This window comes from Mucilaginibacter gossypii (genome assembly GCF_900100945.1).
In the GTDB taxonomy this organism is placed as follows: Bacteria; Bacteroidota; Bacteroidia; order Sphingobacteriales; family Sphingobacteriaceae; genus Mucilaginibacter; species Mucilaginibacter gossypii.
Genome location: NZ_FNCG01000009.1, coordinates 54,740 through 78,238, shown reverse-complemented (window position 1 = coordinate 78,238; position 23,499 = coordinate 54,740). Strand labels below are relative to the sequence as shown.

The window sequence follows — 23,499 nt, the reverse complement described above, 5'->3', positions numbered from 1 at the left end:
GGCGGCTATAGGTTTCCGTTTGGCGGTAAAACATCCGGAGTGGATAAGCGCGCTAATTGTTCAGAATGTAAATGCTTACAGTGAGGGATTAGGCAGCGGCTTTAAAAAGATAATGACAATGGAAGATGTTGGCGATAAGGCTGAGGTTGAAAATATCCTTAAATCCATCATTTCATCTGAAGGCATCAAGGTACAAAATACACCGAGGGTGCAGCTAACCCCGCTCATATCAATCCCGATGCTTATTTAATGGACTATCAATTTATCAAAGGGGAAGAAAACGAGCCCATCCAAAATGCGCTGTTTCAAAACTACCATACCAATTTAACAAAATATCCCGACTGGCAGCGATACCTTCGCCAGCATCGGCCGCCTGTGCTAATTGTAGGGGGCAAAACGACCCGATATTAAACTTTCCCAGGGCTTTAGCTTATCTAAAGGACCTGAAAAGCGCGGAAGTGCATTTATTGAATGGCGGGCATTTTGCACTGGTGGAATACTATACCGAGATTACGGCTTATATCCGGTCGTTGTTACCAAGTAAGGGCATCAAGTAAACTTTGTTTTTAAAAGCACAGCCCTAAAATAATCGGCCGCGGGATGTGCATCCTGCTGAGATGCTTTGTGAAGCTATCGCTTGATGAATTTGTCCCTTAAGAGACGCTGCATTACTGCGTCGTGAAAGTTTAAACCAATTGTGATTTTAACCCCGCCCAGCCTTAGCATATTGCCTTCAATGGTTTGCACGTTATTTAGGTTAACGATATGGCTTTTGTGCACCTGCATAAATTTGTCGGCCGGCAGTTTCTCCAGGATGCCTTTAATGGTGAGATACACAACAAATTTACCTCCGTTAGTATATAGCGTAAGGTAATTTGCCATCGCTTCTATATAATTCAGCTCGGCATATAAAATTTTTTCTATTTTGCCTTCACACTTAACAAAAAAATGATCTGGCTTCGCGTCTGTATAAGACGTCTTTTTTTGTTTAAGCGATTTTAACTCCAGCGCTTTTTGAGTGGCTTTTAAAAAACGTTCGAGGCTAAAGGGCTTTACTAAGTAGTCTACAACAGCCATTTCAAATCCATCCAACGCATATTGGCCGTAAGCCGTGGTCATGATTACCATGGGTAAATTTACGGATGACCGTAAAAAATCTAACCCATTCATTTTGGGCATATTGATATCCAGGAATATCATGTCTACCTCCAGCTGGTTAACCAGTCCTGCTGCCTTCAATGGATTTTCGGCAGTACCCACCAAAACCAAAAAATCTGTTTCTTCGATATATTCCTGCAGTAATTTACGGGCAATAGGTTCATCGTCAATGATCAGGCAGTTAAGTTTCATAGATCGAAAAGTGTTAGAATAATTTCATAAGTGTCTTCTTTATCCACTATAAGCAGTTCATGTTTGCCGGGATAAAGCAGTTCGAGGCGCCTTTGGGCATTGGCTATACCTAAGCCGGAGGCAACCGTTGGCGCTTGATTGATGAAGGCATCCCTGGTATTGGCGATCGAAAATATCAACCTGCCGCTGCTGTAGTTTAAATTGATGTCGATGCGGTTTGCCGTGCACTCGTTAAAGCCCACGTATTTGAACGCATTTTCAATAAAGGTGATCAGCAGCAAAGGCGCAACCTGAATATTACCGTTGATTTCGCCAATGTTGAAGGAAACGGCGATCCGCTCATCAATCCGGCTTTTTTGCATAGCGATGTAATTGCGGATGTAGTTCAGTTCCCTGTTCAGTTCTATTTGCTCTACATTACATTCATATAATTGGTAGCGCAGCATTTCAGAAAAAACCAGTAGCATACCGCGGGCATCTTTGTTCGATTTATCGATATGACCGTAAATAGAATTGATGGAGTTGAATAAAAAATGTGGATTAAACTGAGCCCTTAAAAAATTCAGTTCATTGGTTGCTTTCTCTTTCTCTATCTGCTCGATATAGATCTGAGAACGGGTCTTTTCGATCACCATTTTTGCGGCGAGTATACAAAGTACCCAAAACAGGATATTGATGAACGAGTCAACAAAAATGGTCAACAAATCGAAATGTGGGGTTGGCACTTTAAAAATATAGGTAACCACCAGTATGGATACTGGTATGCGGATAAGCGCAGTAAGCACGATGCCACCAATAAACAGGATACCGAATTTTACATACCGTTTTTTGTTAAGCAATCTGGGTATGGTGTACAGCGCGTTAAAATAGTAGTTTGCCGATATAAACGCCAGATAACAAAACTGTATGGTAATGGTATGGGTAAGCACCAGCGCCCCGTTTCTGAAAATAAATATCCAAAAAAAGTAGGCCAGCGCCCAAAACAAAAGATGATATATTATTTTATTGATCTTCAATACCGGGTTCAAATTACAAGTAAGGTAAGAAAAAGACATTTAATTTTTCTATTGCGGTTCTGCCCCATCTGGGAAGGCCTGCCCTTTATGGCAGGTGCTGCATTGTACAACAAGAGCCGGGTCTCCCAATCGCGGGTGTTTGTTTTGCAGCCAGCGCTTATTCAGGTCGAGCGTCATGCGCATCATGGTACGGGTTATGGCCTTTTCGGGCTTGGCATCACTGGCAAAATCAAGGCCATGTCCATCCGGGGCATTAGCATGGCAAAAGCCGCAACTTACACCCAGACCATCTTCAAAATCGTCAGCCATGATACTTTGCAAGTCTCGCGAACTGATGTTCTTAGGCAGGACTTTCAAATTGGTATATTTAGCACTATCGGAAGACCTGATGGTGGCCGCAGCGGTTAAAAACACGGGCAGGGCAAGGCTTACTATCGTTAGGAATTTCTTCATTTTTTTGCGATCAGGTTAATGTTTACCTCCACCTCATCAGACACGGTGCTTGTTCCTCCCAGGCTAAAATCTTTCCGTTTCATTTTAAACGAACCCTTAAAGGCATAACCATCTCCTAAAGGTTCTGCCATGAATGGGAATGTTACGGTTTGCGATTTTCCTTTTATCGTCAGCAAACCATTAAACTGGTATGTGGCTTTCCCGGTAGCCGTGATCTTGTTAGATTCCATTCTGATCCTCGGGTTATTTTTAATGTCAAAATAGCCTTCCTGTTTCAAATGTTCGTCCCGCAGACTGTTATCTGTATTTACAGTAGCAGCGTTAATGGTTACGTCGATTTTGCTGCCCGACGGGTTTTGAGGGTCGAAGTTGATGGTCCCATCAAAGCCACTAAAAGTCCCCTCAACGCTGAAGCCCAGATTTTTTATGGTAAACTTTAAGGATGATGCTGCTTCAACGGGTTTGTATTGGGCCAGGCTGGTTTTTGACACACCGGCTATCAGTATCAGTAATATGATTTTTTTTATCATCTCAGGTTATTTCTGTTCGATCATGGATTCTGCCAATATCAGCGGCGTATCTGTTATAGCCAGGGTATGGTTGTGTTCCACATAATTAACGCTGGTTAGACCCAGAAAGCTACGCAGTTTATCAGCAGGAACTTTCATTGGCCCCGGTGATGGTGCCGCGCCGGGTGCGGGTTGCGGGAACGCGGTAGAATTGGCCGTATGAAAAGTAATATTACCTTCAACTTTTTGAATGGTTTGATGGATATGCCCATTCAATACCGACACCGAACCGAAGCGTTTTAATAAAGTCAGGACCTGTCCGCTGTCATCTGTTCCCCAACCCCATTGCGGATAAATGGCCCAAAGCGGAATATGGGCGAATACCACAATAGGCGTACTGTTTGATAGCGGCTTCAGGTCTGCCTCCAGCCATTTTAACTGGGCAGCACCGATATAACCCAATCCGCCATCTACATGGTTAGTTACGTTATTAAGGCCAATGAAGTGAACGCCGTGCGAATCAAAGCTGTACCATCCGTCGCCAAGTGTGCCTTTACCGTAGCGTTCCAGGTATAGCTTGCCGTTATCGGTAACATCATGTTCGCCGGGCACATAAAAAACCTTTTCAGTTTTTACGCTTTTTAACGATTGTTCGAGCGTATCAAACTCATCAGCCTGTGCCAGATGGGTCAGGTCGCCGGTATGTAATACAAAAGATGGCGTTACCGGCATGGTATTGATTTTGGAGATGGCGGCATTTAGTGTCCCTACCACATCTGTATTGGCCGGCTTGGTAAAGCCGATATGGCTGTCGCTGATCTGCACAAAACTGAAATCAGATTTCGGCATAACAAGCCCTTTTTGCAAGGTCCCGGTCGTTTTATCTATCATCTGGCTCATCCCATACGATTTTAATATGCCGCCCGACATCATCCAAAGCACACCGGTACCGGCCCATGCCATGCATTCAAGGAAACCTCTGCGGTCAATACCATCGTTATTTGCTTGCGGGGTGTGTTCATCCCCGTTGTGAAAATGGTTTTTCATGATCTTTGTTTTATTTATTTTGTACGAAGTACCATCAACAAAAACCACTTTCGCAAAATTTTACACCAATCGGGAAATATTCTTGATGAATACAGTTTCCTTAATATTTCCGGATTGTTATCTAAAAGGAAATTACTGCCGTAAGGTGATTAATGAGCGTCTCCCAGATTACTGATCTTTTAGACAAACAACAACTTAGCGTCATACAAAAAATAAAAAAATACAAACCTGTCTGTATGTTTAAATTAATTTTTACATTTGTGCCATGAAAACAAGTGCCGTAAGAAACCAGATCGTAGAAACCGCATCCAGATTGTTTTATAAGCAAGGCTATAATGCCACCGGCATTAACCAAATTATTGAAGAGGCAGGGGTTGCGAAAGCATCCTTATACCAGCATTTCCATTCAAAGGAAGATTTGCTGGTAGAATACCTCACTGTAAAGGGGGCAGAAACGAATGCTGCACTGAAAGCCGAAGCTGAAAAATTTGAAGCACCGAAGGAAAAGGTACTCGCGGTGTTTGACTTTTTAGCGGAGGTCTCTGTGCAGCCGGAGTATTATGGCTGTAATTTCCTGAATATTGTTTCGGAACTGCCGGTTGACAGCGAAAGGGTACGGGGGATCATACGCAAACAAAAAGATGGTGTAAGGGCCATGTTTGCAGATATATTGAGGCCCGTACATAAGGAAAAACTGGCGGACGAATTGTATATGCTGTTCGACGGTGCGCTGATTACCAACAAGGTACACGGCAATGGCTGGCCAATTCAGACAGCGAAAACACTGGCAGGAAAAATCTTATAACTAAACATCAGCCAACCACGGCAGCCGGGTTGGAAAAAAATTTAACTCAATTAAAACAGACTTGTCTGTATATTATCATCAATAAACAAATAAAAGAATGAAAACAAAGAGCATCGTCGCCTCGCTATTGCTGGGCAGTGTATTTAATTCAAGCCCTGTAGTCCATGCAGCAACTCAAGCGAAACAGGCGGCTCATCAAGCACCTAAAGTAAATGGTACTGCAGGCGTGTATTTCAGGACCATAAAAGTGGATGGTTTAGACATCTTTTACCGGGAGGCCGGAGATAAAAGCAAACCCACCATTTTATTGCTACATGGCTTTCCATCTTCTTCCCACATGTTTCGCGACCTGATCAGGGACCTTGCCCCTAACTATCATTTGATCGCGCCGGATTATCCGGGCTTTGGACAAAGTAGTGCGCCGGAGCCAACAGCATACAACTATACGTTTGATAACCTGGCTGCAACCATGAACCATTTTATCGACGCGCTGGGTTTAAAGCAATTTAGCCTTTACGTGCAGGATTATGGCGGCCCTGTAGGCTTTCGCATCGCAAGTGCAAGGCCCGGATTGATCCAGTCCATTATCGTGCAAAATGCTAACGCCTACACCGAAGGATTGGGTGATGCACTGAAGCCTTTAGTGGCCTATATTCAAAACCCCGGCGAATCCACTATTGGCCCGATTAAAGGGGTCTTAAGCATAGAAGGAACCAAATGGCAATATACCGATGGTGCGGAAGATGTGTCGGAAATAGACCCCGACAGCTACATCACCGATCAATATTATTTGAACAGACCGGGCAACCAGGATATACAGCTTGCTTTGTTCCGAAACTATGGCACTAACTTACTTTTATATGCAGAATGGCAGGCTTATTTCAAGAAACACCAGCCATTAGCCCTGGTTATTTCGGGTAAGAATGACAAGCTCTTCATTGCCGCAGGAGCGATGGCCTATAAAAAAGACCTCCCGAAGGCAGAGATCCATCTATTGAATGGCGGCCACTTTGTGCTGGAAGAAAAACACGAGGAAGCGGCCGGCCTCATCAGGTCATTTTTGTTAAAAAACAACATCAAATAATTTATTCGTGAAATTAAAACAGACTGGTATGTATGTTATATGAACGAATACATTGCATTTTTCCTGTTAAGGGCCGGGTTAGGCTTTAACATTATTGCTTCACGGGCTGGTTAGGCTTAAGAATGGCCGTTCATTATTCTTAAACGCACTGGGCCGGGAGTTTGAAGGCTCAGGCTTGCCGCCTGTTGTTACAATAGCCACCGGCAACAGCCTGCCTTACCGGGAAACTGGTATCGGCTTGCTACTGGTATGCGGGTTGGAAACTCAGGGTGTACTGATAGCGGGCTGACTGTTGATGTTTCTCTTACTTACCGGCAAAAGCCTGGTTTTGGATTGGGCCACGGTTACTTTTCAAATGATTTATATCCTGGTGTACTGCATCCTACTGTTTTACCTGCAATTGAACAGTATTTCAGCGGACGTATTTTTCTCGCTGAAACCTTAATTCCTATAAATATCAAACCATTTTAAAATGAAAAAAACAACAATTTACTACAAAAATGAAACCGTAAACGGCGTCAATATTTTTTACCGGGAGGCCGGGAGCAAAGAGAATCCTACAATATTACTATTGAATGGGTTCCCTTCATCATCTATTTCTTTCCGCGACCTGATTAATGACCTGGCAGGCGATTACCATTTGGTGGCACCGGATTACCCGGCGTTTGGAAACAGCGAAGTACCATCTCGCGATGAATATGAATATACGTTCCATAACCTGTCAGTCACGATTGAGAAATTTATCGACCAGATCGGTTTGAAGCAATTCAGCTTATACGCTTTTGACTATGGCGGCCCGGTAGGTTTCAGGATCGCCGCCCGCAGGCCCGAGTTGATCCAATCATTGATCATCCAGAATGCGAATGCTTACATAGAAGGTATCGGCCCGGCTTTCGGATTGGCGATGCCGTTTTTACAAAACCGCAACGCTGAAACAGAGCAACCGATCAGAGGATTAATGACCCTGGATGGCATCAGGATATTCTACTTTGACGGGGCTGAAGACCCGGCAAAAATAAACATGGATGGCCCTGTGATGGACTTGTATTACCTGACCAGGCCGGGACTGATAGATATTCATTTAGACCTGTTGCATAACTATTCTAATAACGTGGCTGAATATGCGAACTGGCAAAATTATTTCCGCACCCATCTGCCGCCTACTTTGCTCACCTGGGGTAAAAATGATCAGTTCTTCCCGCTGGCTGCTGCTGAAGCTTACAAAACAGACCTGCCGCACGCCGAACTGCATGTTTACAACACCAGCCATTTTGCCCTTGAGGAATATCATGCGGAGATTGCGGAGAATATAAGGGAGTTTTTAACCAGGAATAATATCCGGTAGATTAATTAACCTGTTTCCCGTTCTTGTCAAACCTAATGATGAGTGCGGGAAACTTTATAAAAGTAAGTTATGAATAACGTTTCCTATATAGCGGCTACAATGATGGTTGGGATGTGCCTGCCGGTTATGGCATCCAGTAACGGCGCATTGGGAAAGACACTGGGTAGTCCGTACTTGGCGACTTTATGCGCCTTTTTAATCGCGGCGATAATAGTAAGCTTGGTGATAACCGTTACCCGCACGCCTTTGCCTGGTATCGCGCAAGTGTTAAGTACGAATTGGGTGATGTGGCTTGGCGGAGTTATCATCGCCATGAACATCTTAACCTTCAGTATTGTACCCCAGAAGATTGGTGCGGGTAATACCATCATTTTTTTTATCGCCGGGCAAATCATCTCATCGGTGCTTATAGAACATTATGGCTGGCTGCATTACGCTGCGCACCCTGTAAACCGGGCTCGGGCGGGTGGTATCGTACTTTTGGTTACCGGCGTAATACTGATCAAAAAGTTTTAGGCTTCGCAAAATTTCAACTTACAAAATAATCCTATAAGTATGGCAAAGAAACAAATAATATCAGAAAATGAGTTCAGTAATGTGTTTTCCCGTAGAGGGTTTATCGCAACTACCGTTACCGGCTTACTTGCCACACAAATCCCCTTAAAAGCGGTAGGCTCCGGGAAGGGATCAAGATCAAATAGCGTGAAGAAAGCAATTTTATTTGATGGCTTTGTGATTTTTAACCCGGCACCAGTATTTGCGCTTGCCGCAGAATTGTTTGGAAGCCAAAGCACTGAATTAGTTGCCCTATGGCGAACGAAACAATTTGAATATTCGTGGATATTGACTGCGGCCAAACAATATAAGGATTTTTGGCGGGTGACGGAAGATGCACTCACGTTTGCAGCAGCAAAAATAGGCTTGGCCATGACTGATGAGAACAAAGCGCGGTTAATGAACGTCTATTTAAATCTCGACATCTGGCCTGATGTTGTTGCAGGGCTGGAAACTCTGAAAAAGATGAATATCAGCTTGTCCTTTCTGTCCAACTTTACGGTGGACATGCTTAAGTCTTCTTTAAAGAAAAACAATATCAGCCAGTATTTCGACCATCTGCTAAGCACCGATGAGGTACGTGCCTTCAAGCCGAGCCCCGCTGCCTATCAAATGGGGATCGACACTTTAAAACTACCCAAGGACGACATCGTTTTTGCGGCCTTCGGTGCCTGGGACGCCTGCGGCGCTAAATTCTTCGGTTTCCCCACATTTTGGGTAAACCGGGGCGATAGCACTCCCGAGGAACTGGGGGTGTCTGCAGACGTAGTTGGGAGGGAACTGCCGGAACTGATCGCCTATATGAAAAAATAGCGGGTACGGCGTGCCTTTTAGCGAAATGGAATTGACCCGCGCAGCAGCGGGCAAACGGGCTGATTTTTGAAAAAACAGCTTCCTGCCGGTTGAACGCCCCATTAAGTGTGGAGGCATCCCATATCAAAACTGGCTTGCATTAATTCAAATAGAATAAAGGCCAATCGCTTTTTGTCGACAACAATGCCAGGAAACAAAAGGAATCGAATAAACTGGGAGATCTTCTATATTAAATTTTAAGATCAAGTAAAAATGACTTTTGGTGCCCTGGTGATTTTTTCTCTTGCTGCCTGCAAAAAAGATGAAAAATCTACGCTTCCTACAGAACAGCTGAATAACAACACGGTAGAAACTGTACTGAATTCCCAGCCGCTCGTAGAATCCGGGACCTTCCAGGGATTAGTACGCCTGCGTTTATCCGGCTTGACCAATCGACGAATAAGTAATGTGGCAGTTGCTTTAGCCGGCATCGTGAATTATCGAAGGTACATAATCGATGCTGATTGTTTTAACATTGGCCGCATAACCGGTGATTTCTTATAAATTGATGTAAGGTTTCCCGGAATATGTCGTCTAAACTGCTAAAACCATAATTATTAATCATCATGAAAACACCAAATTTCTTAAAAATAAGCATTATCGTGCTCTTGACATGTACGATTTTGGCGGGTTGCAAAAAAGGGAGTACGCCAACCGCTACTTTGAATGAGAGGATTGATGCGTCCCAATCTAAACCTGCAAGCAATAGCGGCGATTTTAGCAATGGCCCATACGGCACCGTCACGGGTACTGCCAGGGTCTTTTTAACGGGAGGCAAATATCAACTAGCCCTGGAGGGTTTTTCTACCAGTAACGGGCCGGATCTTAAGGTTTATATCAGCCAGGAACAAAATCCGGTTCATTTTATAAACCTTGGGTCGCTAAAATCTACTTCCGGCAACCAGGTGTATGATATCCCTTCGGAAGCGAACGTGAAAGATTACGCATACGCTTTGATCTACTGCCAGCAATACCACCATTTATTCGGTTATACACAACTCACTTTTTAATCGGGGCATATCATGAAAACTATATATATATTTGCTATTGCCATGGTAATAGCCTTAAACGGGTTTGCACAGGGCTGCAGCGATGCAGGGTTTTGTAGCCTTGGCGTATTGAAAAATAATATTGAAGATACAGTAGGCACATTGCCCAAAAAACATGCTATTGACTTTGGCATAAATTACGGGTTAGGAGAACAGAATACCAGCACGATCAATACTTATGTCCAATACCAGGTAAATTTAAACAATCATTTTTCTTTTCAATCAAAATTAACCGCAACGTATGCTACTGGCTTTTTAGGGCATGCATTTAATATCGGCGATGTGTACGGAACGCTCAATTATACACCCCGTTTAAATTCGGCCAATAGCCTTAATTTCATTGGCGGCATAAAGATCCCGGTGAGCACCGGGAACGATAAAAATAATGAGGGCAAGCCTTTGCCTTTAGATTACCAGGCAAGTATCGGCACTTACGATGCCATTGCAGGTGTTAACTATATCGTAAACCGGACATGGGAATTCGATGCGGCTGTACAGTTGCCTGTCATACAAATAAATAAGAGTACGTATTTTCCTGATGAATATAATGACCCGAGGGCACTGGAATTCGCGCCAACCAATAATTTCAGGCGAAAAAGCGACCTGCTTGGCCGGATTGGTTATTACATCCACTTACCACAGTCTTCCCTTACGCTTAAACCCAGTCTTTCAGCGGTTTATCATATTGGAGATGATGCCTATGAAAACAAATTCGGTTATAAGACTTCGATCGATGGATCACAAGGGCTTACGTTAAATGGCAGCATTGTCGCCACAAAGACTTTCAAAAATGCGAACCGTTTTGAAATTGTTGTCGGAACGCCGTTTATCGTGAGAAAGATAAGGCCGGATGGATTGACCAGAAGCGGTGTGATCAATTTTCAATACACAATTGCTTTTTAACTTAATGATGATCCAACCATGATTGATCAAACAGCGATCCGGCTATTAAAAAAAACAGATGCCATCCCCTACGAACTTTTATTGCTTGCAGATGAGGAAATGCAAGCTATTGAACGTTATATATTCCAATCGGCTATTTATGTGGCTGAAACCGGCGGCATCGTAATTGCTGTTTACGCACTTTATCCCATTGACGAACACAGCGCAGAGATAAAAGCCATCGCTGTAAACGAGGCTTGGCAGAACCAGGGGATCGGCAAGCTGTTGCTCAAAGATGCAGAGACCAGGGCTACGGAGCAGGGTTTCTGCGAACTAATCATTGGTACACCCACCATCGCCGGAAAGCAATTAGCCATTTACAAAAGAGCAGGTTTTGAATTATTTGAAATCAAAAAAGGATTCTTTTTGACCTATTATTCAGCACCGATATTTGAAGATGGCGTCCGGCTAACGGACATGGTTTATTTCGGTCTGTTCTTCGACCTTGTCAAATGGCTTGCGTCTTACGATAGCCGCTACTTTCTTTTTCTTCCCTGGAATTGTTTTCATTTTCTTGTCTTTAGTGACAAGCTATAGCAGGACGAGACAATTAACCATTTATGAATTTAAAACTGTAAAAAGTTGAAAACATCGCAGTCTTTTGGTGGGCATTTAACCATCAAAAAGAAAAAGCAAAAAATGGCGTTGCCAGCGGTTATGCCATTGTTACCGTTATTAGAAGAGCAGCACCAACAATCCGTTTCAATGGTTATAACAAACCCTTATGCAGCATCTGCGCCAACCAGGCCACCTGGCTGTCGCTTTGCGGAAATTTTCCAAAAACGAGTACTTCCTGTTCAAAACTTTTGAAGGCAGCATTCAATGTTTCTGACAAAAAATCAATGTCTTCCTTTGTCAGTTCGCCAATATCCTTGTTTTCTACGCCCCATGCGATGATTTGACTGACAACGGCAACCTCTTTTTCAGCAAATCTCCTCAATTTGAATATAAAGCCTGAAGGGTCTAAACGCAAGTCGTCAATGGCTAACTTGTACTTTGAGACCATCTGACGGAGGTTCTTTAATTTGGTGATATTAAAAGATTCGATATTAGCCGAAAAGGAGCGCCTTTTACTGATGGTAGCTTCGCTCTCCGCCAGGCAATTCAAAAAAATCTTCTCGCAAACCGCATCCAGCACTTCCTCCTTATTTTTAAAGTAATGGTATATGGTGCTTCGGCCTTTCTTACATTCATTAGAAATATCCTGCATGGAAACCCGGAGATAACCGTAACGCTCGAAAACCGCTTCAGAAGCTAAAACTATTTCTTCCCGCACCTGATCATTTTCTACTCTTTTCATAGTCGACAAAAATACATTATTTGTTCAATACGGGCGTCGTCTTTTATTATATGGGCGCAAAGTACCCGACTTGAAGAATTTATGACAATTAAATTGAAAAAAATACAAATACAAAAAATGTATATTTGTCGAAATTAAAATAAATTGGTTTCGGGAAGATTGATTATTGCTCACCCCAATTAGGTAGAAAAAGAACGAAATCTGATGTTTCCTATGAACAAAAAATCGACAAAAAAACAATAAACGTTCAATTAACTCAATGAAAACAACGATCACACTGGCCGGAGCGGTATTAACTGCCCTATGGATTACCGGCTGCTCCAACAACAGCAAATTGAAGCCGGGACCTGATACCCTCACGGTAAAAGTATTTAATTTGTCGGCAGAGGCCCAGGCAATCAATGATCGCATTGTTTATGACGGAACCCTGGAAGCAGAAAAAACGATCGACCTGAGTTTCCAGGTTTCGGGTACCATTTTGTCATTCCCGTTCAAAACTGGTGATTACGTTAAAAAAGGTCAACTGGTGGGGGCTGTGGATGAAACCACCTACCGCAGCCAATACAACGCACAACTGGCGCAGGCTAAACTGGCCAATGAAAACTATACCCGTATCAGCGAGGTTTTTAAAAAGGGAAGCGTTGCCGAGATCAAAATGCTGGAGGCTAAGTCCAATTACGAGCAAGCGACTTCAGCTGCTAATGCAACCTACCAGAATATAGCACATACACATCTTTACGCCCCGGTAAGCGGATATGTTGGCGCTAAAATGGCAGAAGCCGGTGCGGTGGCCAATCCAGGCCAGCCGGTGTTACAATTATTGGATACCCATTCGGTAAAGGTGCTGGTCGCCGTGCCTGAAAGTGAGATCAACCACTATAAAGCCGGAACCCCGGCATTCATAAAAATCGATGCGCTCGGCGATCAGACTTTACAGGGTAAAGTGACCGAAGTCGGCATGCTTGCTTTGAACGGCAGTGCCAATTACAATCTAAAAATAGCCTTACCCAATACCAGTGCCCAATTAAGGCCAGGCATGCTATGTAAAGTGTCATTTGGCGCAGCAGATAAAAAAGGCAATACGTCAGTGGATACTAAAGAGATCATCGTACCTGTACAGGCTGTACAGGTTGACGATAAAGGAAACAACTTCTTATTCATTATGAATGCCCAAAATAAAGCGGTACGTAAAGATGTGACCACCGGACAGCTTTACAGCAACGGTATCGCCATCAAGTCAGGCCTGTCAGGTAACGAACAAGTGATTACCTCCGGCTATCAGAAGCTTGCCGATCAAACCCCTGTTATCGTTAGTAAATAATCGCCTATCATGAAGAAGAACTCGAATTTAATAGCATGGGCGATGGAGTACCATGTGTTCCCGCTTGCGCTATCGGCCATATTGGTGCTGCTCGGCCTATCCGGGCTGTTCAATATGCCCCGAAACGAATTTCCGGATTTTACTATCAGGCAGGGCCTCATCGTTGGGCAATACCCCGGCGCTTCATCCAAACAGGTAGAAGAGCAATTGACAAAAAAAGTAGAAGAATACCTTTTTAGTAATAACGAGGTTAACAAGAAAAAAACCTACTCCTTTTCCCGGGATGGCGTAATGTACATCTTTGTGGAGGTAGCAGATAACCAAAATGCTATCCAAACCAAAGCGTTCTGGAACAAAATCAAAAACGGGATGCTGATCCTGCAAAGCCAGCTTCCTAAAGAAGTTAAAGGCTTCTATATCGATAGTGATTTCGGTAATACCTCTGCCATGCTTTTGTCCGTAGAGTCCAAGACACGGCCCTATAAGGAACTGCTTCGTAATGTAGAAGACATCGAGGCAGAACTGAGGCAGGTACAGGACGTTGCCAAGATATCCCATACCGGCAACCTGAACGAGCAGATTACCATTTATGTAGATAATAATAAACTGCTGCAAAAAGGGGTATCGGTCAATAATGTGATGCAGGTGCTACAAAATGATGGCGCTATTAACGCCACCGGTAAAGTAGAAGGAAAGGTGGTAGATGAGCCTATTCATTTGAGCACCTACTATAAAACCGAGGCCGAGCTTGCTGAACAGATCATCAGGCAGGACCCCGGCGGCAACTCAGTGCGCCTTCGTGATGTGGCTACCCTGAAACGTGAGTATGACGAGCCGGACAGCTACGTAACCTCCAACGGCACCAAATCCATCGTGATATCACTGGAAATGATCACCGGCAAAAACATTGTACAGTTTGGTAAGGAGTTGGAAGAACATATAGAAAAAGTAAAGCAGCATCTGCCGCCTGATATCCAACTGGTAAAACTGGCCGATCAGCCTGAGGTGGTGGATGATTCGATCAGCCACTTTATGAAAGAGTTTGCTTTTGCGCTTATCGGCGTAGTGTGCGTTGCCTTACTCTTGCTTCCTTTCAGGGTTGCCGCAGTTGCAGCGGCAACTATACCGATTACTATAGCCGCAACGCTGGGTATTATGTATATGACAGGTATAGAACTGGACACTGTTACGCTTGCAGCGTTGATCGTGGTGCTGGGGATTGTGGTTGACGACCCTATTGTGGTAATTGATAACCACGTAGAAAAGCTGGACCACGGCATGTCGGTTTGGGATGCCGCCATTAGCAGCGCCAAGGAATTGTTTCCATCAGTGTTTACGGCTACGCTGGCTTTATCAGCAACCTTTGTACCCCTGGCATTTTTTATGACCGGTACGGCAAAAGATTTTATCCGCCTGTTCCCGGTAACGATTATGATCGCTCTGACACTGTCGCTGATCATCTCTATGATGGTGGTGCCGTTTTTCAATACGCTGTTTATCAAAAAAGGCTTGCTGCATAATAAGGCAGATGAAAAAAGATCTTTCCTGGACCGATTACAGGATTTCTTTAATAACCATATCGGCAATTCTATGAAACACTACAAGCTGACCGTATTTTTTGCGGTACTGTCTGTAGTGATCGGCATAGGGATTATGGGAATATTGCCGCAACAGTTGTTCCCTAAAGTAGAGCGAAACCAATTTGCAATGGAAATCTACCTGCCATCGGGTTACAGGCTTTCGCAAACGGACAGCGTGGTGAAGGGAATGGAAAAAATATTAAAACAGGATAAGCGCATTCTTAATTATACCAGCTTTATCGGCAGCAGTTCGCCGCGTTTCCACTCGGTATATGCACCAAATCTTCCGTCAAAAAATTATGCGCAGATCCTGGTCAAAACAGTATCTGAAGATGCCACCGCAGCGGTGATTGTTGACTATCAGCATAAATACAGTAACCTGTTTCCGGCTGCTTATGTCAGGATGAAACAATTAAACATGATCAATGCGCTGGCAGCTATCGAGGTAAGGATCAGTGGAAATGATATTCCAGCCTTAAAGCAGGTTGCCAATCAGGTTTTAGCCATCGGCAAAACGCATAAACAGGTTACCTGGGCCCGGACAGATTATAACGAGATACAGCCAACCCTTAAAATAGATGTAAAAACAGCAGAAGCTGCACGGCTTGGATTAAGCAAGGGCGATATTGCTAATGCAATAGCCATGCATTCAGAAGGGATTACAGCCACACAGGTTTGGGAAAATAATTACGCGGTAGATGTAAAGATCAAATCGCCTAAACTGTCCCGGACTGACCTTTCAGCTCTGCGTGACCTGAATATCGTAGCGCCACAAACTAAATCCCTGATCCCTTTAAGACAGGTTGCAGACGTAAACCCGGAGTGGAATGATGGCCAGATTGCCCGCAGAAACAGTGTACGTACGCTGACGGTACGTATGGATGTAACCCAGGACGCTGTTGCCAATGCCGTGTTGCAGGAACTGCAACCGGCCATCGAAAAAATAAAACTTCCCGCCGGCGTTGAACTGCGTTACGGGGGCGAACTGGAATTGCAGGGAGAAAACCAGGGCCCAATGGGTACCGCGCTTGGGGTAAGTATAATATTGATATTCCTCATCTTATTATGGCACTTTAAGCACCTTAAACATGCCCTGTTGAGCATTACTACTATGCCATTAAGCTTATTGGGGGCATCTTTTGGCCTTTTTATCATGGGCTATCCCTTTGGCTTTACGTCGTTCCTCGGTTTACTTGCGCTCTGCGGAATTGTAGTTCGTAATGGTATCATCCTGATAGATTTTGCGGAAGAACTACGATTACATGAGGGTAAATCTGTTTTTGAAGCTGCAAAACTTTCTGCCGAACGCAGGATGCGGCCCATCTTTTTAACCTCTTCGGCAGCGGCCGTGGGCGTAATACCGATGGTGATCAGCAGGTCATCCTTATGGGGACCGCTGGGTACTGTGATCTGTTTCGGGTTACTGTTATCCATGTTGCTGACCCTATTCGTGTTGCCAACGCTATACTGGCTGTTCTTCCGCAAGGAGGATCAAAAGCATCCGGAAAGCAAAACACCGGAATCTGTAACTGCATAAGCTCATTATCATGAAAACATTCCTATTATCAATATTCACTTTTACATGTCTGCAGGCCGGGGCTCAGCAGCATATCATGTCCCTGCAGGAAAGCAAGCAGGCTGCCATAGCCTACAGTTACGCTTTAAAAAATGGTGAGCTGAGGATAAACTCTGCAAAAACCGATGTCGCTGCAGCCAAGTCAGATTATCTCCCATCGGTCAGCGCAACCGGGCTGGGTTTATTGGGGTTTAAAGACTTCATATCGGCCGCGCCGCCATTATTGGAAAAAGGTATCAATAACTTTTACCTGTTTGGCGTAACCGGTACGGAATCCCTTTATGCCGGCGGCAAAATTAAAACGGGTAACCAGTTAGCGGCATTGCAGCTACAGGTCAGCCAGATCAGGAAAAAACAATCGGCAGATTCTGTGATACTGCTTACCGAGCAGAAATACTGGAACCTGGTAAATATACAGGAACAGCAGAAAACCATACTGGTCAATGAAGCATTGCTTAACACTGTACTGAAAATGCAAAAGGACATGCTGGCATCCGGATTGATTGCCCGGAATGATCTGCTCAAAGTAAAAGTTCAGCTAAGCCAGTTGCTGGTTAATAAAAGCAAGCTGCAGAACGGCCGTCGGGTGGCCCTGCTTGATTTTTCCATGTATACAGGTATTGCCTTTGATTCGCTCATGGTGATGCAGGATACCTTTAACAAAAACGGCACGCCGGTATTGCCTGCCCTGCAGCCCGATACCAACCTGGCCCGCAATGCCAATTATCAGCTACTGACCAAACGCATAGAAGGCGAGAAGCTACAAACCAGGTTAGCCAATGGCGATAACTTGCCGAGTCTGGCAGTTGGTTTAAGTGCATCACAAACAGGGTCAATCAACAGCGGGATCGGGAGCAACTTTGCACCTGCCAGTTTTGTTACCCTGAGTATTCCCATCTCCGGCGGTTTATGGGGCCGAGGCAAGCAAAAGATGCAGAAGCAAAGGATCAATGAGCAAATAGCTCAAAACGATTTCCGCGACGGACAAAACCAGCTGAGAGTAGGCATTATACGTTATTGGTATGATATGCAGGACCAGCTTACACAAATTAGCTATGCAAAAGACAACCTGGAACAGGCTACCGAAAATCTGAAAGTTAACCAGGATAATTACAAAGCCGGTTTGGCCACCATTTCGGAGGTGCTGGATGCCCAGGCTGCTTATCAGCAGGCCTCAAGCACTGTTGCTACAGCATTTGCTGATTTTTACGTAAGGTCGGCTGTATATAATTATGTTACCGCCAAAACTGAAAATCAGCCCTGACCTGAAACTTTAAAAGTTAACAAATTAGCAACCGGGAATGGAAGATAAAAGAAAACGTTTGATTGATATTACTATTGAGCTTTTTATCAACCATGGTATCATCAGTGTAACAATGGATGATGTAGCGAAAGCAGCCGGTATGTCGAAGAAAACCGTTTACCAATGTTTTGCCAATAAGGGACTCCTTGTAGAAGCTGTTGTTCATCAACTGATAGGTCAATCTAAAAGCATCATCAGTTCAAATACCAATGCCGCAGATGACCCGGTACAGGAGTTGGTTCTTCAACAAGGGCTTTTTAAACATTTGATCGCCTTACGGCACCTTTTTAACGACACGATGTTGAAAAGGTACCCGAGGGCCATGAAAGCTTTCCATGAGTTTAAAATTAATCATCTGAAGATAATTATTGAATCAAATTTAGCGGATGGCATTGCAATGGGATTGTACCGCACTGGTCTGGATGTGCCGGCCACAGCAGCCATCTATATATCCGTGGCAGACTTTTACCTGTTTAATAATACTGGGAAAAAAACAGCTGATATATTTGAAGCGCTCCAGCTATTTATAAACGGAATAATTACCGATGATGGGCGTCGGCTTCTCGCGGATTATACCAAGTAAAAGCAAACGCCTCTATGTAACCTATTGTTAAGCAGACTAAATCAGGTAGCGCCACTTCGGATATTTTTAAGGATCACCATGATTGTCATTCTCCTATCACAAAGTTAAAAATATACTAAAAAGTATTTTTAATTAGACTTTTTAGTATATTTTTGTATCATAAAATTTATTAACTTGCTTACTAAAGCCGAAAGAACAAAGCAATTCATCCTGGAAACAGCGGCGCCTATCTTTAATCAGAAAGGAATATCCGGTGCTAACATAGACGATGTGCTCGCTGCCACGAAACTGACAAAAGGATGCCTTTACGGTCATTTTGAAGGAAAGGAAGACCTCGCTCTGCAGGTTGTTGACCACATGCTGAATACTAATGGCGAGAAAATGCTACAAACCATCAGTAAAGGTAAAACAGCGAAGGCTAAGGTATTTGCCTTTCTCGATTTTTATAAAGATCCTTTGAATACTTACCTTAAAGGTGGATGTCCTGTATTTAACATTGCAGTTGAGTCGGATGATAACTTTCCGGCTGTTAAAGAAAAGATAGCCGGTGTTATTCGCCATGGACAGGAAGTATTTGTTAGTATTTTAAATCAGGGCATTGCCGATGGTGAATTTTCTGACAAACTTGATCCTGCTGTCTATGCATTCAAAGCGGTAGCTGCGGTTGAAGGTGCAGTTGTAATGTGCAGGGCGATGAATACTGCAAAACCGATGGCCGGTTTACTCAGGGACCTGAAAGCGGAGTTAGAAAGTTATGCAATATAATTTTTTTGATATTAAATATACTAAAAAGTCTTTTTTGTAGACAGTGGGATTGTATTGGAGATTAAGTGTTCAACGGACTACCGCATACTTGATTTAGCAAGGGATACAAGCAATCAAAATGAAATAAAATATACTAAAAAGTATAAAATAGAATTTAAACAACTAAAAATCAGGGTCGGAAACCTGCTTCCTGATACTATTTGAAATTAAAACAATGAATGAGCAAATTATTTTCGAGCCATATAATTTAAATGGCCTTGCACTAAGCAACCGCATAGTAATGGCACCTATGACGCGCAGCCGGTCTGCTAATCCGGGCAATGTGCCAACCGAACTGACAGCACGCTACTACCAGCAGCGCGCCTCGGCAGGGTTGATTATCACGGAAGGAACTTACGTCAGCCGTGAGGCTGTAGGGTATGTTAATGTGCCCGGAATTTACACCGAACAACAAGTTGAAGGCTGGAAACTGGTTACCGATGCGGTGCACGAGCGGGGCAGCAAAATTTTCGCCCAGTTATGGCACGTAGGGCGCATATCGCACCCTGATCTGCTTAACGGTGAACTTCCGCTGGCGCCATCCGCATTAAATCCGCTTACCAAAGTATTCACCCCCGAAGGCTTCAAAGACACGGTTGATGCCAGGGAGATGACAACTGCGCAAATCCAAAAGACCATTAACGATTTTAAACAGGCTGCCGCAAACGCGGTAGAGGCGGGGTTCGACGGTGTTGAACTGCATGCCGCCAATGGCTACCTGCTGCACCAGTTCTTTAATCTTTACTCCAATAAACGCCAGGATCAGTACGGCGGCACTATAGAGAACCGCGCGCGGATATTATTCGACATTCTTGATGAACTGCGCACGGTAATTGATATCACGAGGGTGGGTGTAAGGCTAAATCCTTCTCTTCACGGCATTCAGGGGATGATGCTCGACGAGGAAACTATCGCCGTCCACGATTATATCGTTGCCAAATTGAATGAATATAGCCTGGCTTACCTACACCTCACCGAGCCTTTTACCGATGTATCGGGCAATCCCTGGGGTATTGAAGAAGTGGCCAAACGTTACCGCCCGCTCTATGATGGTACTATCATCATTAACCGCGGATTTAACAAGACAACAGCCAGCCAGGTATTGAACGACGGTGATGCTGACCTGGTATCATTCGGGGTTCCCTTTATTGCCAATCCGGATCTAGTTGAACGCTTCAAAGCAGACGCGCCGCTCAATCAGCCCGATCAATCAACATTTTATACGCCGGGCGAAAAAGGTTATACCGATTATCCGGTGATGGCTGAACAATAATGCTTTTTAATAATTAAAAGACATCAAAATGAAACACACGATTTTAGTCACAGGAGCCTCATCAGGGATCGGGCTGCTTGTTGCCAACAAGCTTCATCAAGAAGGCTACCAGGTGATCGGCACAAGCCGGAGCCCGGAAAAACACCAGGCGAAACTGCCATTTAAGTTACTGGCAGTGGATCTGAATGACGACCGATCCATCGCATCCCTGGGCAAGCAATTGTTCAGTGAGATCAAAACTTTAGATGTGCTGATCAATAATGCAGGTTACCTGGTTAACGGACTGGCAGAGGAAACCCCCGTTGAGTTAGGCAAGCAGCAGTTTGAAACCAACTTTTGGGGAACGATCAAATTAACAAACGAACTACTGCCTTACTTCAGGAGGCAAAAACACGGAAAAATAATCACGCTCGGTTCCCTGCTGGGTTTAGTCGGCCTTCCTTATGTAGCCTATTATGCGGCTTCCAAACATGCCCTTGAAGGTTACTTTAAATCGCTCCGGTTTGAATTGAACCAGTTCAACATCAAGGTGGTCATGCTTGAACCGATGAGTTTCAAAACCAGCATCGGCGAAAGCGGGACTGTAGCGGAAGGAAATATCAGGGATTATGACCTGTTCAGGAAAAAGATTACTTCATATACCAAAAGCACATTTGATAAGGCGCCGGAGCCTGCGCCGGTTGTGGCTGCTTTATTAAAGGCAGTAAAAGAAAAAAATCCGACATTTAGCTACCCTGTCGGCAAAGGATCGTCGATCATACTCCTGCTTCAGCATTTCGCCTATAAAATCTTCGAAAAATCTATTTTAAAATCAATCAACGCCTCTAAATAATTCAAAAATAAGGATTATGCAAATCAAAGGAAAAACGGTATTGATCACCGGCGGTGCATCAGGTATCGGGTTGGAAGCGGCAAAACAATTCCGGCAACAAGGCGCAAGGGTGATCGTGACCGGGCGCAATAAAACTAAACTCGATGCAGTCAAACGAAGCTATCCCGATATGACGGTCTTCCAAAGTGATGTATCCAATGAAAGTGATGCAAAGAGACTCTTCGAGGAGATCGAGCAAATAGGCGGTATTGACATACTTTATAATAACGCTGGGGTTGGCGTGTCGCCATTAAACCTGGGAGTTGCGAATGATAAACATCTCGAAGGGGCAGTATATGAAATGGAAGTGAATTACTTTGGGGTAATACGCCTGAATAATTTATTTATGAAAATGCTTAACTCACGCCACGAATCAGCGATCATTAATACCACTTCATTGCTCTGTATGGTACCTTCCGTGTTAGAAGCTACCTATTCCGCGTCCAAAGCGGCCTTGTCGTCATATACAAAAACCTTAAGGGCACACCTGCAAGCGATCGGCAGCTCCGTCAAAGTGTATGAGTTGCTTCCACCGCTGGTAGACACCGATATGGTGGCAGATCGGCCAGATAAAAAGATCAGCCCGGAAAAACTGGCGAAAGCGCTCATCGAAGGTTTAAAGAAAGAGCAGTTGACCATCCGGGTCGGCGATAGCAAAGCAGTTTATCTCATCAATCGGCTTTTTCCAAAAGTGGCTTTCGGGTTAGTCAATCCTAAAAAAAGTTACCAGGTGTTAGTATCATAGAAATCATTCCAATCCTAAAAATAAATTAAAAAAAGATCATGCGGGCATTTATAGTCAAAAGCTACGGCAAAAAGGAAAAACTGCATCTCATCGAATTACCTGAGCCAATGGTAAAGGAAAACGAGGTGTTGGTACAAATACATTCGGCAGGTGTCAATTTGTTGGATTCGCTTATAAAAAATGGTGACTTCAAATTGTTTTTACCCTACAAGCCACCATTTGTAAACGGCCATGATCTGGCAGGTGTGGTAACTAAAGTTGGTTCGAACGTCGGCCGGTTCAAAATTGGCGATGAAGTGTATTCAAGAGTGGGCGATCACAGGATAGGCACTTTTGCGGAATACATCGCTGTAAATGAAGGCGACTTAGCCTTAAAGCCTAAAAACCTTACTATGGACGAAGCAGGTTCCATTCCTTTGGTTGGCTTAACCGCGTGGCAGGCATTGGTTGAGATCGGCCAGATCAAAAAAGGTCAGAAAGTTTTTATTCAGGCAGGCTCCGGTGGTGTAGGAACATTCGCCATTCAGTTGGCGAAGCATTTAGGGGCCTATGTTGCCACAACCACCAGTTCAGCGAATACTGATTGGGTTAAAAAACTGGGCGCAGACCTGGTGATCGATTACAAAACAGAAGATTTCGAAACCAAACTTAAAGATTACGATCTGGTATTACACAGCAACCGGGATCCTAAGGTGCTGGAAAAATCATTCCGTATTTTGAGATCCGGCGGACAACTGATCTCATTGGTTGGTCCCCCAACCCCGGAATTTGCACAAGAACTGGGCTTGCCCTGGTATTTAAAATTGGTGACAAAATTATTGAGCTTCGGCGCAAAGAAAAAGGCAAAAAAGGCAAATAGCAGTTTCCGGTTCCTGTTTATGCGGGCTGATGGCAATCAACTGGCAAAAATTACATCACTGATAGAATCAGGTGTGATTAAACCGGTAATAGATAAAATATTTCCAATTGAACAAACCAACGAAGCGTTGGCCTATGTGGAATCCGGGCGAGCGAAAGGTAAAGTGGTTATTAAGATTAAATAGATAATAGAATGAAAGCAGTACGATTTCACCAAACCGGAGGGCCGGAAGTTCTGTTACGAAGATGTACCCGACTTATCACCTAAACAAGGAGAG

At 44.0% G+C, this 23,499-nt stretch carries 26 protein-coding genes; 20 read left to right on the top strand and 6 right to left on the bottom strand.

All coding sequences use genetic code 11. The features are described 5' to 3' along the window. Positions 1 to 19: 19 nt before the first annotated feature. Positions 20 to 250 (top strand): hypothetical protein, encoded by a 231-nt coding sequence (locus BLS28_RS17085; protein WP_091169957.1) that lies wholly within the window; start codon positions 20 to 22, stop codon positions 248 to 250. Between the two features lie 380 nt (positions 251 to 630). Here the strand turns inward: BLS28_RS17085 and BLS28_RS17080 are convergent, their stop codons facing one another. The 5 genes from BLS28_RS17080 to BLS28_RS17060 are packed head-to-tail and all read right to left on the bottom strand — an operon-like array spanning position 631 to position 4,375. Continuing rightward, positions 631 to 1,350 carry a LytR/AlgR family response regulator transcription factor gene (locus BLS28_RS17080; protein WP_091169953.1) on the bottom strand — a complete coding sequence of 240 codons (720 nt, stop codon included), beginning with the start codon at positions 1,348 to 1,350 and terminating at the stop codon, positions 631 to 633. Then, a complete protein-coding gene (locus BLS28_RS17075; protein WP_091169950.1) occupies positions 1,347 to 2,405 on the bottom strand; it encodes a sensor histidine kinase in 1,059 nt (352 codons plus the stop codon). The genes BLS28_RS17080 and BLS28_RS17075 overlap by 4 nt, the downstream gene beginning before the upstream one ends. Before the next feature lie 9 nt (positions 2,406 to 2,414). Then, entirely contained in the window at positions 2,415 to 2,819 is a 405-nt protein-coding gene (locus tag BLS28_RS17070) for a c-type cytochrome (RefSeq protein ID WP_091169946.1), read from the bottom strand. Then, positions 2,816 to 3,349: a YceI family protein gene (locus tag BLS28_RS17065; protein WP_091169941.1), complete on the bottom strand. Its 534-nt coding sequence runs from the start codon at positions 3,347 to 3,349 to the stop codon at positions 2,816 to 2,818. The genes BLS28_RS17070 and BLS28_RS17065 overlap by 4 nt, the downstream gene beginning before the upstream one ends. 6 nt (positions 3,350 to 3,355) lie before the next feature. Next, on the bottom strand, positions 3,356 to 4,375 hold the full coding sequence (locus tag BLS28_RS17060) for a metallophosphoesterase family protein (RefSeq protein ID WP_091170313.1): 1,020 nt from the start codon (positions 4,373 to 4,375) through the stop codon (positions 3,356 to 3,358). A 265-nt stretch (positions 4,376 to 4,640) separates the two neighbouring features. Between BLS28_RS17060 and BLS28_RS17055 the strand changes: the two genes are divergently transcribed. The 10 genes from BLS28_RS17055 to BLS28_RS17010 all read left to right on the top strand — a co-directional run bounded on the left by BLS28_RS17055 (position 4,641) and on the right by BLS28_RS17010 (position 11,544). Next, a complete protein-coding gene (locus BLS28_RS17055; RefSeq protein WP_091169936.1) occupies positions 4,641 to 5,180 on the top strand; it encodes a TetR/AcrR family transcriptional regulator in 540 nt (179 codons plus the stop codon). A gap of 97 nt (positions 5,181 to 5,277) precedes the next feature. After that, a complete protein-coding gene (locus BLS28_RS17050) occupies positions 5,278 to 6,264 on the top strand; it encodes an alpha/beta fold hydrolase (RefSeq protein WP_091169932.1) in 987 nt (328 codons plus the stop codon). Positions 6,265 to 6,358: 94 nt separating this feature from the next. Then, a complete protein-coding gene (locus tag BLS28_RS17045; protein ID WP_091169928.1) occupies positions 6,359 to 6,553 on the top strand; it encodes a hypothetical protein in 195 nt (64 codons plus the stop codon). 183 nt (positions 6,554 to 6,736) lie between these two features. Next, positions 6,737 to 7,609, top strand: coding sequence for an alpha/beta fold hydrolase (locus tag BLS28_RS17040; protein WP_091169925.1), 873 nt, complete (start codon positions 6,737 to 6,739; stop codon positions 7,607 to 7,609). A 69-nt stretch (positions 7,610 to 7,678) separates the two neighbouring features. Continuing rightward, positions 7,679 to 8,125 (top strand): DMT family transporter, encoded by a 447-nt coding sequence (locus BLS28_RS17035; RefSeq protein ID WP_091169923.1) that lies wholly within the window; start codon positions 7,679 to 7,681, stop codon positions 8,123 to 8,125. Positions 8,126 to 8,164: 39 nt separating this feature from the next. Beyond that, on the top strand, positions 8,165 to 8,977 hold the full coding sequence (locus BLS28_RS17030) for a haloacid dehalogenase type II (RefSeq protein ID WP_091169920.1): 813 nt from the start codon (positions 8,165 to 8,167) through the stop codon (positions 8,975 to 8,977). Between the two features lie 252 nt (positions 8,978 to 9,229). Then, entirely contained in the window at positions 9,230 to 9,520 is a 291-nt protein-coding gene (locus BLS28_RS17025) for a hypothetical protein (protein WP_091169918.1), read from the top strand. Between the two features lie 62 nt (positions 9,521 to 9,582). Further along, entirely contained in the window at positions 9,583 to 10,026 is a 444-nt protein-coding gene (locus BLS28_RS17020; RefSeq protein ID WP_091169915.1) for a DM13 domain-containing protein, read from the top strand. Between the two features lie 12 nt (positions 10,027 to 10,038). Further along, positions 10,039 to 10,968 (top strand): hypothetical protein, encoded by a 930-nt coding sequence (locus BLS28_RS17015; protein WP_091169911.1) that lies wholly within the window; start codon positions 10,039 to 10,041, stop codon positions 10,966 to 10,968. An 18-nt stretch (positions 10,969 to 10,986) separates the two neighbouring features. Further along, positions 10,987 to 11,544, top strand: a complete 558-nt coding sequence (locus BLS28_RS17010; RefSeq protein ID WP_091169909.1) for a GNAT family N-acetyltransferase — start codon at positions 10,987 to 10,989, stop codon at positions 11,542 to 11,544. 172 nt (positions 11,545 to 11,716) lie between these two features. On the opposite strand, the gene BLS28_RS17005 is transcribed toward BLS28_RS17010, so the two are convergent. Then, positions 11,717 to 12,307, bottom strand: a complete 591-nt coding sequence (locus BLS28_RS17005; RefSeq protein WP_091169907.1) for a TetR/AcrR family transcriptional regulator — start codon at positions 12,305 to 12,307, stop codon at positions 11,717 to 11,719. A gap of 259 nt (positions 12,308 to 12,566) precedes the next feature. Here BLS28_RS17005 and BLS28_RS17000 point away from each other — a divergent pair, with 259 nt between their 5' ends. From BLS28_RS17000 to BLS28_RS16960, 9 genes are all read left to right on the top strand, one after another. Continuing rightward, positions 12,567 to 13,628, top strand: a complete 1,062-nt coding sequence (locus tag BLS28_RS17000) for an efflux RND transporter periplasmic adaptor subunit (RefSeq protein WP_091169904.1) — start codon at positions 12,567 to 12,569, stop codon at positions 13,626 to 13,628. A gap of 9 nt (positions 13,629 to 13,637) precedes the next feature. Then, positions 13,638 to 16,745, top strand: coding sequence for an efflux RND transporter permease subunit (locus tag BLS28_RS16995; protein ID WP_091169901.1), 3,108 nt, complete (start codon positions 13,638 to 13,640; stop codon positions 16,743 to 16,745). 10 nt (positions 16,746 to 16,755) lie between these two features. Continuing rightward, positions 16,756 to 18,048: a TolC family protein gene (locus tag BLS28_RS16990; protein ID WP_091169899.1), complete on the top strand. Its 1,293-nt coding sequence runs from the start codon at positions 16,756 to 16,758 to the stop codon at positions 18,046 to 18,048. Between the two features lie 37 nt (positions 18,049 to 18,085). Continuing rightward, a complete protein-coding gene (locus BLS28_RS16985; RefSeq protein ID WP_091169896.1) occupies positions 18,086 to 18,670 on the top strand; it encodes a TetR/AcrR family transcriptional regulator in 585 nt (194 codons plus the stop codon). 174 nt (positions 18,671 to 18,844) lie between these two features. Beyond that, positions 18,845 to 19,435: a TetR/AcrR family transcriptional regulator gene (locus BLS28_RS16980; RefSeq protein ID WP_091169893.1), complete on the top strand. Its 591-nt coding sequence runs from the start codon at positions 18,845 to 18,847 to the stop codon at positions 19,433 to 19,435. 214 nt (positions 19,436 to 19,649) lie between these two features. Continuing rightward, positions 19,650 to 20,747, top strand: a complete 1,098-nt coding sequence (locus tag BLS28_RS16975) for an alkene reductase (protein WP_091169891.1) — start codon at positions 19,650 to 19,652, stop codon at positions 20,745 to 20,747. A 28-nt stretch (positions 20,748 to 20,775) separates the two neighbouring features. Beyond that, complete coding sequence (locus BLS28_RS16970) at positions 20,776 to 21,579, top strand: SDR family NAD(P)-dependent oxidoreductase (RefSeq protein ID WP_091169888.1); 804 nt, start codon at positions 20,776 to 20,778, stop codon at positions 21,577 to 21,579. A gap of 16 nt (positions 21,580 to 21,595) precedes the next feature. Then, entirely contained in the window at positions 21,596 to 22,363 is a 768-nt protein-coding gene (locus tag BLS28_RS16965) for an SDR family oxidoreductase (protein WP_091169884.1), read from the top strand. A gap of 38 nt (positions 22,364 to 22,401) precedes the next feature. Next, a complete protein-coding gene (locus BLS28_RS16960; protein WP_091169880.1) occupies positions 22,402 to 23,406 on the top strand; it encodes an NADP-dependent oxidoreductase in 1,005 nt (334 codons plus the stop codon). Positions 23,407 to 23,499 lie beyond the last annotated feature (93 nt).